General features: G+C 72.9%; 9 protein-coding genes. All 9 read right to left on the reverse strand.

From position 1 onward, the window contains the following. Nucleotides 1-454: 454 nt before the first annotated feature. Nucleotides 455-2,785: a 1,4-alpha-glucan branching protein GlgB gene (gene glgB, locus ACZ1IK_RS08335; protein WP_465098460.1), complete on the reverse strand. Its 2,331-nt coding sequence runs from the start codon at nt 2,783-2,785 to the stop codon at nt 455-457. 40 nt (nt 2,786-2,825) lie between these two features. Beyond that, the gene (locus ACZ1IK_RS08340; RefSeq protein ID WP_465098461.1) at nt 2,826-4,925 is read right to left on the reverse strand and encodes an alpha-1,4-glucan--maltose-1-phosphate maltosyltransferase; all 2,100 of its coding nucleotides are present in this window, start codon (nt 4,923-4,925) and stop codon (nt 2,826-2,828) included. Between the two features lie 104 nt (nt 4,926-5,029). Continuing rightward, on the reverse strand, nt 5,030-5,821 hold the full coding sequence (locus ACZ1IK_RS08345) for an ABC transporter ATP-binding protein (protein ID WP_036382449.1): 792 nt from the start codon (nt 5,819-5,821) through the stop codon (nt 5,030-5,032). Further along, nucleotides 5,814-6,803, reverse strand: a complete 990-nt coding sequence (locus tag ACZ1IK_RS08350) for an ABC transporter permease (RefSeq protein ID WP_036341456.1) — start codon at nt 6,801-6,803, stop codon at nt 5,814-5,816. Before ACZ1IK_RS08350 ends, ACZ1IK_RS08345 begins: the two co-directional genes overlap by 8 nt. Nucleotides 6,804-6,933: 130 nt before the next feature. Next, nucleotides 6,934-7,944, reverse strand: coding sequence for an ABC transporter substrate-binding protein (locus ACZ1IK_RS08355; protein WP_135019831.1), 1,011 nt, complete (start codon nt 7,942-7,944; stop codon nt 6,934-6,936). Nucleotides 7,945-8,177: 233 nt separating this feature from the next. After that, nucleotides 8,178-9,167, reverse strand: coding sequence for a 23S rRNA (guanosine(2251)-2'-O)-methyltransferase RlmB (rlmB, locus tag ACZ1IK_RS08360; RefSeq protein WP_036382443.1), 990 nt, complete (start codon nt 9,165-9,167; stop codon nt 8,178-8,180). A 74-nt stretch (nt 9,168-9,241) separates the two neighbouring features. Beyond that, nucleotides 9,242-10,699, reverse strand: a complete 1,458-nt coding sequence (gene cysS / locus ACZ1IK_RS08365; RefSeq protein WP_135019832.1) for a cysteine--tRNA ligase — start codon at nt 10,697-10,699, stop codon at nt 9,242-9,244. 72 nt (nt 10,700-10,771) lie between these two features. After that, nucleotides 10,772-12,070: a 2-C-methyl-D-erythritol 2,4-cyclodiphosphate synthase gene (ispF, locus tag ACZ1IK_RS08370; protein WP_144786605.1), complete on the reverse strand. Its 1,299-nt coding sequence runs from the start codon at nt 12,068-12,070 to the stop codon at nt 10,772-10,774. Between the two features lie 132 nt (nt 12,071-12,202). Beyond that, nucleotides 12,203-12,685: a CarD family transcriptional regulator gene (locus ACZ1IK_RS08375; RefSeq protein ID WP_036384689.1), complete on the reverse strand. Its 483-nt coding sequence runs from the start codon at nt 12,683-12,685 to the stop codon at nt 12,203-12,205. Nucleotides 12,686-12,690 lie beyond the last annotated feature (5 nt).

Here is a 12,690-nt window from a genome sequence, read left to right on the forward strand (position 1 = left end):
ATGGTCGGGCTAGAAAACCTTACCACGCGATCCGACAATGTCAACTCCGCTTCCGCAGGGCCAGACACTCACCGGACCATCCACGTGGAAGGCCTTGAAAAGCTTACCACATGATTCCCGGCTGTCAAACCAGATCATCTTCTTCAGGAATCCCGACCCGCATCACTGCCAGCCGCGCACCCGGTGAGCACCACCCGCCCTGGACCTGCCATTCTCGGCACGAATCCGCGGATTCTGTGTTCTTCACCCCGCCTCCCGGTCACCCGGTCGGCGTCTTGAGCACGAGATGGAACTCTACACACGAACCCCACCGAACACAAAATCAGGGGTGACACCCGGCGTGCAGCCCCGGGCGGACGGTCGGCTTCCGCGTGTTCTCGCGGATTCCTCGATGGCGTCCGACTCGGTTTGGCACTCCCGCGCCAAGACCGTCGATCGTGACGTGCACCACGCGTCAGGGCGTGACCGTCGAGTCCGGGTGCGGCTGGAGCCACAGGGTGGTCAGCGCCGGCACGTTCACCGTGACGTGGGCAGGCTGGCCCTGCCACTGGCCCTCATGGGCAGCGATCACCTCGGACTGGCCGGTCTGCTCCCGCCAGCCGTCACCGTGGAAGTCGGTTGAGTCCGTGTCCAGCACCACCGTCCACTCCCCCGCGGACGGCACCCCCACGCGCAGCCCCTGACGCGGCGACCCCGAGAGGTTGGTGATGCACAGCAGCGGGGCGCCGCCCGGTTCGGCGGCCGGGACCGCGGCGCCGTCGTCGTCGATCCGTGTCTCCGGCACCACCTGCACCGCGGGCATGCGGAGGAACACGAGCGTGTTGCCGTCGGCGTCGCCGCCGTCCACCCACGCGAATCCCTCCGGGCTGTGGTCCAGCGACCACAGCGCCGGCTTGCTGCGGTAGAGCGCGTTGAGCTCCCGGATCGTCAGCTGGACCCCGCGGTGCGCCTCGTCCCACGAGACGGGCCAGTCCAGGCCGTCGCCCTCGGACCACTCGCTCGGCTGCGCGTACTCCCCGCCCATGAACAGCAGCTGCTTGCCGGGGTGCGCCCACATGTACCCGTAGTAGGCGCGCAGGGTGGCCAGCTGCTGCCGGCGGTCGCCCGGGATGCGGCTCAGCAGGGAGCCCTTGCCGTGGACGACCTCATCGTGGGACAGCGGCAGCACGTAGTTCTCCGAGTAGGCGTACACCATGGAGAACGTCCACTGCCCGTGGTGCCACCGGCGGTTGACCGGGTCCTGGGACAGGTAGGCCAGGGTGTCGTGCATCCAGCCCATGTTCCACTTCTTGCCGAAGCCGAGACCGCCCGCGTCCACGGGAGCGGTCACCCCGGAGAAGGCCGTGGACTCCTCCGCGATCATGTGGACGCCGGGGTGCAGGCGGTACACGGTCATGTTGACCTCGCGCAGGAAGTCGATGGCCTCGAGGTTGTGGTTGCCGCCGTGCACGTTGGGCTCCCACTGCCCGTCCTCGCGCGAGTAGTCCAGGTAGAGCATCGAGGCGACGGCGTCCACGCGCAGCCCGTCGATGTGGAACTCGCCGAGCCAGTAGAGCGCGTTGGCCACGAGGAAGTTGCGGACCTCGGTGCGGCCGAAGTCGAACACGAGGGTGCCCCAGTCCGGATGCTCGCCCCGCCGCGGGTCCGGGTGCTCGTACAGGGCGGTCCCGTCGAAGCGCGCGAGCGCCCACTCGTCCTTCGGGAAGTGCGCCGGCACCCAGTCCACGATGACGCCGATCCCCGCCCGGTGGAGCGCGTCCACCAGGTGCTTGAACTCGTCCGGGGAGCCGAACCGGGAGGTGGGGGCGTAGTAGCCGGTCACCTGGTAGCCCCAGGACCCGCCGAACGGATGCTCCGCGACCGGCAGGAACTCCACGTGCGTGAACCCGAGCCACTGCACGTACTCCACGAGCTGCTCGGCCAGCTCGCGGTAGTCCAGCCCGGGCCGCCACGAGCCCAGGTGCACCTCGTAGATGCTCAGCGGGCGCTCGTGCGGGTCCGTGAGACGGCGGCGCTCCATCCAGGTGCGGTCCCCGAAGGCGTAGTCGGACTCGAGCACACGCGAGGCCGTGGCCGGCGGGACCTCCGTCCAGCGGGCCATCGGGTCCGCCTTCTGCCGCCAGAGCCCGTCCCGGCCGAGGATCTCGAACTTGTAGCGGTCGCCGTGACCGACGCCAGGCACCAGCAGCTCCCACACGCCGGAGGAGCCGAGGGACCGCATGGCATGGGTCCGGCCGTCCCAGCCGTTGTGGTCGCCCACCACGCGCACGGCCCGCGCGTTCGGCGCCCAGACCGCGAAGGCCGTGCCGACGGCCTCGCCCGCGGAGGTGCGGACCACGCGGGCGCCGAGCACCTCCCACAGCCGTTCGTGCCGGCCCTCCCCGATCAGGTGCAGGTCCAGCTCGCCGAGCGTGGGCAGGTGCCGGTACGCGTCGTCCTGCTCCTGGACGGGGCCGGTCGTGCCGTCCTCGGTCTCGTATGCCACCTCGACGCGGTAGTCGCCCGCGGCGGCCCCGGCCACGCGGGGCGTCGGGGCCACGCCCGCGAACACGCCGTCGTGCTCGTGCGTCAGCTCCACCCGTTGCCCGTCGCCGGCGCGGACCACCGTGACCGTGCGCGCCAGCGGGCGCAGCACGCGGTAGGTGACCGCCGCGCCGTCGGGATGCGGGTGGGCGCCCAGCACGGTGTGCGGATCGTGGTGCCGGCCCTGCGCGACGGCGGCCAGCACCTCCGGGTCCACGGCGAGCGGGGCGACGGCGGGACGGGGGGCGGCGGACGGGGTCATGGCGATTCCTGTTCTGGGGACGGCGGGCGTCGGGAGCGGCTCAGCCGTTCCGGACGACCCGCAGGACATGGGCGGGCTCGACGTTCGGGTCCAGGCGGACGTACGGGGTGCGGCCCCACCGCCAGCGCTGGCCGGTGAGCAGGTCCTCCACCTCGACGGCCCCGGACGCGTCGCGGTCCTCGGGGCGCAGACGCAGCGCCTCGAGGTCCAGGTCCAGGGTCGCCTCGACGACGGCGTGCGGGTTCGTGGTGACGACGACGATCAGGGTGTCCTCCGCGGGACCGGCGTCGGTGACCGCCTCGGCGTCCCGGTGCGCACCCTCGGGCCGGGCCGAGCGCGTCTTCGAGAACACGAGCAGGTCAGGGTGCGTCGAGGCGTGCAGGGTCAGGTTCTGCAGGTCGCCCAGCGCCGGGTGCGCCGCGCGGATCTCATTGAGCCGGGTGAGGTACGGGGCGAGCGAGGCACCCGCGGCCTCCGCGCCCTCCCAGTCCCGGGGGCGGTACTCGTACTTCTCGTTGTCGATGTACTCCTCCGCGCCCGGCCGGGCCACGTGCTCGAACAGCTCGAACCCGGCGTAGACGCCCCACAGCGGGCTGGCCGTGGCGGCGACGACGGCGCGGATCCGGAACGCGCCCGGGCCGCCGTGCTGCAGGTACTCCGTGAGGATGTCCGGCGTGTTGACGAAGAGGTTGGGGCGATAGAACGCCGGCGTCTCGTGCGAGATCTCCTGGAGGTACTCCGCAAGCTCCTCGGCCGTGTTCCGCCAGGTGAAGTACCCGTAGGACTGCTGGAACCCGACCTTGCCCAGGGCGTGCATCATCGCGGGACGGGTGAAGGCCTCGGCGAGGAACACGACGCGCGGCTCCTCGGCGCGGACCTTCGCGATCAGCCACTCCCAGAACCACAGGGGCTTGGTGTGCGGGTTGTCCACGCGGAAGATGTGCACGCCGCGGGCCACCCAGCCCCGCACCACGTCCAGCACCGCCTGGGCGAGGCCGTCCGGGTCGTTGTCGAAGTTCAGCGGGTAGATGTCCTGGTACTTCTTCGGCGGGTTCTCCGCATACGCGATGGTGCCGTCCACGCGGGTGGTGAACCACTCCGGGTGTGCGGTGACCCACGGGTGGTCCGGGGAGCACTGCAGGGCCAGGTCCAGGGCCACTTCGAGGCCCTCGTCCGCGGCCGCGGCCACGAACGCCTCGAAGTCCTCGACGGTGCCCAGGTCCGGGTGCACGGCGTCGTGTCCGCCCTCGGGCCCACCGATCGCCCACGGCGAGCCCGGGTCCTGCGGCCCGGCCGTCAGCGTGTTGTTCGGACCCTTGCGGTGCGTGGTGCCGATCGGGTGGATCGGCGGCAGGTAGACCACCTGGAAGCCCATCCGGGCGACCGCCGGGAGCCGGTCGGCCGCCGTCCCGAAGGTGCCGGAGGACCACGTGCCGGAGGCCTCGTCGAAGCGGGCGCCCTCGGAGCGGGGGAAGAACTCGTACCAGGCGCCGCGGCCGGCGAGCTCGCGCTGCACGTCCAGCGGGTAGAGCTCGGAGCTCGTGAGGTGCTCCCGCACGGGGCGGGCGTGGAGGACGGCGGACACCTCCGCCGACTCGGCGGAGGCCAGGCGCTGGGCCGGGATGAGGGACTCGTCCTCGAGGCCGCGAACGACCTCCTCGAACACGGCGCGGTCCTCGGCCGAGCGCTCCGCGTCCTCGGCGGCCCGGCGGAACAGGGCGGCGCCCTCGGCGAGCATCAGCTCCACGTCGATGCCGGCGGCGATCTTGACGGTGGCCGCGTGCTTCCACGTGCCCACCGGGTCGTCCCAGCCCTCGACCACGAACTGGTGCAGGCCCGGCTCGGCGGGCCGCAGCGTGGCCACGACCTCGTCCAGCCCGGGCCGGCCCGGACGCATCTGCACGCGCTGCACCTCGGCGCCGGCCGGGTCGAGCAGACGGACGGTGGCGCGCACGGAGTCGTGGCCCTCGCGGAACACGGTGGCGCGGACGGGGATGTCCTCGCCGACCACGGCCTTCGCCGGGAACCGGCCGTCCAGCACGACGGGCTGCACGTCCGTCACCGGGATGCGCCCCGTGACGGTCTGGAGGCGGACATCGGCTGCGGTGGCGCTCTGGGTGTCGGGCTTCACGGTGCTCACGCCACGACGCTACCCCGCGGCCGCGCCGGTGAGAACGGCCGGCCCGCCCGCCCGCCGTGGGGCGGAGGGGCGGGCCGGGGACACGGGGGCGCCGGACGGGACGCTCAGGACAGCATGGTCTTGTCGTCCACGACGGCACCCTTGATCTTGCCGAACTCGGCCAGCAGGTCCGCCGGGGTGCGCCCGGCCTTCTCCTGCTCGTCCAGCTCGAGGATGATCCGGCCGTCGTGCATCATGATCAGCCGGTTGCCGACCTCGAGGGCCTGGGACATGTTGTGCGTGACCATCAGCGTGGTGAGGCGGTGCTCGGCCACCACCTGCCGGGTCAGGCGGGTCACCAGCTCCGCCCGGGACGGGTCCAGGGCGGCGGTGTGCTCGTCCAGCAGCAGGATCTTCGGTCCGGAGAACGTGGCCATGAGCAGGCTGAGCGCCTGACGCTGGCCGCCGGAGAGCAGCCCGACCTTGGCGGTGAGGCGGTTCTCCAGGCCGAGTTCGAGCTTCGTGAGCTCGTCGCGGAACATCGCGCGCCGGGCGCGGGAGACGCCCCGCGAGAGCCCGCGGGCGTGCCCGCGTCGCCAGGCCAGGGCCATGTTCTCCTCGATCGTGAGGTTCGGTGCCGTGCCCGCCGTCGGGTCCTGGAACACCCGGCCGATCGAGGCCGCGCGGCGGTGGTCCGGCATGCGGGTGACGTCCTTGCCGCCCACGGCCACGGTGCCGGTGTCCGGGAGCAGCTTGCCGGCGATCGTGTTCAGGATCGTGGACTTGCCGGCGCCGTTGGAGCCGATCACGGTGACGAAGTCGCCCTCGGCCAGGTGCAGGTCGATGCCCTGCAGGGCGCGCCGCTCGTTGACGGTGTTCGGGAAGAAGGTCTTGGAGACCTGCGAGATCTCAAGCACGGGGGGCCTCCTCGGGGACGGATGCGGCGGGGGCGGCGCCGCCCGGCTCGCCGGTCAAAGGCATGCCGGCGGTGGCCGGAGCGGCGGCGGCCGGCCCCGGGGTCGCGGCCGTGCCCCGAGTGCGCAGGCTCAGGCGCTTGGCGAAGCCGAAGCGCGGCAGCAGCAGGGCCACGACGACGAGAGCCGCGGAGATCAGCTTCATGTCGTTCGGGCTCAGGCCCGCGTTGAGGGCGAACTGGATGATCAGGCGGTAGAGCACGGCGCCGACGATCACGGCGAGCGTCGCCCAGAAGACCGTGCGCTGGCCGAACACGGCCTGGCCCACGATCACGGACGCCAGGCCCACGAGGATGAGGCCGATGCCCATGGAGATGTCCGCGAAGCCCTGGTACATGGCCAGCAGGGAGCCGCCGAGGGCCACGAGGCCGTTGGAGATCATGAGGCCGAGGATCTTCATCCGGTCCGTGGAGACGCCGTACGAGCGGATCATCTCCTCGTTGTCACCGGTCGCCTGCAGGGCGAGGCCCAGGTCCGTGTGCAGGAACCAGTCGAGGATCAGCTTCACCACGAACACGCCGAGGAAGAGCACGAGGATCGAGCCCCAGTTCCGGGCCAGGCCCAGGTCGTCGAGCCACGTGAACAGGGTGTCCTGGCCGAGCAGGGGGATGTTGGCCTTGCCCATGATCCGCAGGTTGATCGAGTAGAGCGCGATCATCGTGAGGATGCCGGCGAGCAGGCCGTCGATCCGGCCCTTGGTGTGCAGCAGGCCGGTGACGAGGCCCGCGAGCGCGCCCGCCACGAAGGCGGCGAGCATGGCCAGGGGCACCGGCGTGCCGCCCGTGATGAGCACGGCGGCCGTGGCGGCGCCGGTGGTGAACGAGCCGTCCACCGTGAGGTCGGGGAAGTCGAGGATGCGGAAGGTCAGGTACACGCCGAGCGCGACGACGGCGTAGATCAGACCCAGTTCCACTGCGGTCAGCATGGGGTGGGTGCCTTTCGGGCGGGGCGAGGGGGACGGACGACGGCGGGACGGGGTGGGCCGGCCGCCGACGTGCTCCGCGGCGGCTCGGACCCCGTGGTCCGGGCCGCCGCGGAGGCGGGCAGGCGCGGGATCAGCCCTCGACGAGCTGGTCGGCCCTGTCCTTGAGCTCGGCGGGGATCTCGACGCCGTAGGCCTCGGCGGCCTGCGGGTTCAGCACGAGCTGCAGGTTGGCCGGGTCGGCGTAGCCCACGGGCAGCTCGGCCGGCTTCGCGCCGTCCTTGAGGATCTTCACAGCCATCTCGCCGGCCTGCTTGCCGTGCGCCGTGTAGTCGATGCCGTACGTGCCCAGGGCGCCGCGCTCGACGGAGTCGATGTCCGCCGAGATGACGGGGATGCGCTGCTCCTTGCCGTAGCCGACCACGGTCTCCAACGCCGAGACGACGGCGTTGTCCGTGGGCACGTAGATGCCGTCCACGCCGGACAGGGACTGCACGCCCTGCTGGACCTCGGACGAGTTGGTGATGGTGGCCTCCTTGACCTCGAGGCCCAGCTCCTTGCCGGCCTCCTTGGCCTGGTCCACCTGGACCTTGGAGTTGGCCTCGCCGGAGTTGTAGACGATGCCGACGGTCGTGGCGTCCGGCTTCACGTCCTTGAGCAGCTGCAGCTGCTCCTTGACCGGGTTGCGGTCCGAGACGCCGGTGACGTTGCCGCCCGGGGCCTCGTCCGAGGCCACGAGCTCAGCGCCCTTCGGGTCGGTGACCGCCATGAACACGACCGGCTTGTCCTTCACGGCCGAGACGGTGCCCTGTGCGGCGGGGGTCGCGATCGCGGCCACGAGGTCCACGTCCCCGTCGTTGGCGAAGGTGGAGGCGATCGAGGTGACGGTGGCCTGCTCGCCCTGGGCGTTCTGCTCCTCGAACGTCACGTCCAGGCCGGCGTCCTTGAACGCCTCCTTGAAGCCCTCGGCCGCGCCGTCGAGCGCCGGGTGGGAGACGAGCTGGTTGATGCCCACGGTGTAGGAGCCGTCGCCGCCGGCGGCGGAGGACGAGCCGGAGCCGCCGGAGCCGGAGTCACCGCACGCCGTGAGCCCGAGGGCGGCGACGGCGAGGGCGGCGGTGAGGGAGAGGGAGCGGTGCTTCATGAGACGGACCTCGTTCTGATGGTGCGGTGCGGGATGCGCTCGCCGACGGGGGCCCGTCGGACACAGTGCAGACACTGTGCGCGGTGACACGCATCACAGGCAAGACGTGCGCGTATCCACGCGACATCCTGCCATGTGATCGACGTCACTGTAGACACTCTGCCCGCGTCGGCGCCGTGTGCGACACCCGCGTCCCCGCCTGGCCGTCATCCCGGGCGGGGGCGCCGTGGAGGTCAGCGCCCGCCGGCGCGCTGCACCGAGATCTCGTACAGGGAGATGCCCACCGCCATCGAGGCGTTGAGGGACTCCATCGTCGAGTCGATCGGGATGGACACGATCTGCTGGCAGTGCTCCCGCACCATGCGGGACAGACCCTTGCCCTCGGCCCCCACCACGAGCACGAGCGGCTCCGTGGCCAGGGCGAGCCCGGGCAGCGAGACGTCCCCGCCGCCGTCGAGGCCCAGCACGAAGTAGCCGGCCTTGTGCAGGTCGACGAGGGTGGTGTTCAGGTTGCCGGCCTGGGCCACGGGCACCCGCGCGGCCGCGCCGGCCGAGGTGCGCCAGGCGGTGGCGGTCACGCCGACGGAGCGGCGCTCGGGCACGATCACGCCGTCCGCGTCGAACGCGGAGCCGGCCCGGATGATGGCGCCGAGGTTGCGGGGGTCGGTGATGCCGTCGAGCGCGATCAGCAGCGGCGGGGTCCGCAGGTGCCCCTTCTCGTGCTTCGCGAGCGCGTCGAGGGCCAGGGCCGTGGCGTCCGCGTACTCATAGGGCGGGATCTGCAGCACGATGCCCTGGTGCACGGCCTCGCCGGAGAGGCGGTCCAGCTCCGGCTTGGTGTTCTCCAGGACCGGCACGCCCTGCTCGAGGCAGAGGCGCAGGGCCTCCTTGACGCGGTCGTCCATCTCGATGCGCACGGCCACGTGCAGCGCCTTGGCCGGGATGCCCGCGCGCAGCGCCTCGAGCACGGGATTGCGACCGGAGACCGTCTCATCCGTGAGCTTCACGCGGCCGCGGACCTGGTCCTTCACGGGACCGCGCTTGGCGGCCGAGCGCTCGGCCAGCTGCTTGGCGCGGTGCGCCTTGTGGTAGACCCGGTCCTCGGCCTTGGGGGTGGGTCCGCGGCCCTCGAGCGCCTTGCGACCGTGGCCGCCGGTGCCCTTCATGGGGCCCTTCTTGCCCTTGGGCTTGCGGGATCCGCCGGAGCGGGGTGCGGTGGACATGGCGGGACTCCTGCGTGCCGGGGACGGGGGCGGCGGCACGCGGGGCGCCGCCGGATCGCCCTCCAGTCTAGGTGTCAGTCCGCCAGGCGCCATGTGGCGCCGTCGGCGCCGTCCTCCACCACGACGCCGGCCGCGGCCAACGCGTCGCGGATGCGGTCCGCGGTGGCCCAGTCCTTGTCCGCGCGGGCCTGCGCCCGCGCCTCGATCTGCGACCGGACGAGCGAGTCGAGGGCGTCCGACACCGGGCCGGCCGCGGCGTCGTCGCCCTCGGGCACGTCGTCCAGGCCCAGCACCGCGGTCATGGCCTCCACCTCGGCCAGGCGGGCGGCCGCGGCGTCGAGGTCCTGCCCGGCCAGCGCCGAGTTGCCGGCGCGCACGGCCTCGTGCAGGGCCGCGAGCGCCTGGGGCACGTTGAGGTCGTCCTCCATGGCGGCGCGGAAGGCGGCGGGCACGCGGTCCGCGAGCGCCCCGTCGGGGGCGGGCGGGACGGCACCCGCGGCCCGGGCGCGGGCCGTGAAGCCCTCGATGCGCTCGACGGCGGCCTCGGCCTCGTCGAGGGCGCCGGGCCGGTAGTCGAGCTGGGAGCGGTAGTGGGCCTGCCCCAGGAAGTAGCGCACCGCCGTCGGGCGGGCCATGCCGAGCATCTCCTCGGGGGAGATCGTGTTGCCCACGGACTTGGACATCTTCTCCCCGCCGTAGGTGACGAGCCCGTTGTGCAGCCAGAAGCGGGCGAAGCCGTCACCGGCGGCCGCAGACTGGGCCAGCTCGTTCTCGTGGTGCGGGAACCGCAGATCCAGGCCGCCGCCGTGGATGTCGAACTCGGTGCCGAGGTACTTCGTGGACATGGCCGAGCACTCCAGATGCCATCCGGGGCGGCCGGCCCCCCAGGGCGACTCCCACACGGCGGTGGCGGGTTCGCCGGGCTTGGCGCCCTTCCACAGGGCGAAGTCGCGGGGGTCGCGCTTGCCGCGCGGGTCGGCGTCGGGCGCGTCCTGCATGTCCTCCACGCGCTGGCGGGTGAGCTCGCCGTAGCGCTCCCACGACCGGACGTCGAAGTAGACGTCGCCCGAGCCGTCCTGCGCGGGGTAGGCGTGGCCGCGCTCCATCAGGCGCTCGATGAGCGCGAACATCTCGGGCACGTGGCCGGTGGCGCGCGGCTCGTAGGTGGGACGGCGGACGCCGAGGGCGAGGTAGGCGGCGTCGAACGCCTTCTCGAACCGATAGGCCAGGGCCCACCACGGCTCGCGGGCCGGGTAGAGGTCCGAGGCCTCGAAGCCGGCCTCGTGGGAGGCGGCCGAGCGCTCGAGGATCTTGTCGTCGATGTCCGTCACGTTCCGCACCGAGGTGACGCGCAGCCCGGTGGCCTCGAGCCAGCGGATGAGGATGTCGAACACGATCGCGCTGCGCACGTGGCCCACGTGCGGCATGCCCTGCACCGTGGCCCCGCAGTAGTACACCGACGCCTCGCCGGGCACGAGGGGCTCGAAGTCCCGGACCTGCGCGGTGCGGGTGTCGTAGAAGCGCTGGGCCATGGGGCGCGGTCCTTCCGGAGGGGCGGGGTCCTGACGGGGCTCTGCCAGCCTAGTCGGTGCGCCGGCGCGGACTCAGGCCGCAGGGATGACGAGCGCGGTCGCGATCCCGACCAGCCCCTCCTTGCGCCCGATGAACCCCAGCCGGTCCGTGGTGGCGGCGGAGACGGACACGGGGGCCCCGCCGAGGGCGGCGGACAGGGCGGCCTCCATCTCCGCGCGGCGCGCGCCCACCTTGGGCCGGGGGGCGACCACCTGGACCGCCACGTTCCCGACGGCGAGGCCCGCCTCCGTCAGCAGGCGCAGCACCTCGCGGAGCATGTCCGCGCCGGACGCGTCCGCCATCTCGGGCCGGTCGACGCCGAACACGGCCCCGAGATCGCCGAGGCCGGCGGCGGAGAGCAGGGCGTTGCACGCCGCGTGGGCGGCCACGTCCCCGTCCGAGGTCGCGGCCACCCCCCGCTCGCCGGGCCAGTGGATGCCGCCGAGCCACAGGGGCCGGGGGGCATCCTCGGGTGCCCACGCGTGCACGTCGGTGCCGATCCCCACGCGCGGCAGGGGGGCGGCCGCGACGGCGGGGCGGGTGGGCTGGCGCATGGAGGCCCCCTGGGGGGCGCGGCGGGCGAGCTCGAGGCGGGCGAGGTCGAGGTCGGCGGGGGCGGTGACCTTGAACGCGGCCGGGTCGCCGGGCACCACCACGACCTCGTGCCCCGCGGCCTCCATGACCATCGCATCGTCGGTGAGCGCCGCGGCGTCGAGCGTGGGGTCCGTGCGCACGGCCTCGTGGGCCGCCAGCAGGGTGTCCAGGTCGAAGCCCTGCGGCGTCTGGATCGCGCGCAGTCCGGCGCGGGCCGGCGTGGCCGCGACGACGTCGACGCCGCCCCGTCCGGGGGTGACCTGCTTGACGGTGTCCGTCAGCGGCAGGCCCGGGACCGCGGCGACCGCGCCGGTCCCGAGCGCCGCCGTCACGGCCCCGAACACGCTCGGCGGGGTCAGCGCGCGGGCCGCGTCGTGGACGAGGACGCGGCGGGGCGCCCCCGCCGGGGCGAGGTCGGCCAGAGCACGGGAGGCCGCGGCGAGTCCGGCGCGGACCGAGTCCGCGCGCTCGGCGCCGCCGGGCACGCAGTGCACGGGCACGTCCAGGCGCGGGCCGGCGTCGACCTCGGCGGCCACGCGGCCGGCATCGGCCTCCACCGGCGGGGTGAGCACCACGACGGCGTCCAGGGCGAGCCCGGCGGCGCGCGCGGCGGCGACGGACTCCAGGCAGTGGTGCAGGAGGGTGCGGCCGTCCGCGAGGGGGGCGAGGGCCTTGGGCAGCCCGGCGCCGAGGCGGGTGCCGGCGCCGGCGGCGGCGATCACGAGGGCGGTGGGCATGGCCTCATCCTAGGGAGCGCGCCGGGGTCCGTGGCCCGGGACCCCCATGGCGGCGACGGCCGTGGCCGGGGACGAGACAGGGGAGGGGCCCGCGTCGTGGACGCGGGCCCCTCCCCTGTCGTGTGCTGCTCGTCAGCCCTCGAGCACCTTGTCCAGGCGGCCCTCGGCCTCCTCCTCGGTGACCTTCTTGGCCAGCGCCAGCTCGGACACGAGCACCTGGCGGGCCTTCGCGAGCATGCGCTTCTCGCCGGCGGACAGGCCGCGGTCCTGGTCGCGGCGCCACAGGTCACGGACGACCTCGGCCACCTTGTTGACGTCGCCGCTGGCGAGCTTCTCCAGGTTCGCCTTGTAGCGGCGGGACCAGTTGGTGGGCTCCTCCACGTGCTCGGCGCGCAGGACCTCCATGACGTGCTCGAGCCCCTCCGCATCCACGACGTCACGCACGCCGACGAGGTCGACGTTCTCCGCAGGGACCTCGATGGTCAGGTCTCCCTGCGCCACCTTGAGCTTGAGGTACATCTTCTCCTCCCCCTTGATGGTGCGCATCTTGATCTCCTCGATCCGCGCAGCACCGTGATGGGGGTAGACGACGGTCTCTCCGACCTCAAAAACCATGTTGT

The organism is Micrococcus sp. CS26, assembly GCF_055522295.1.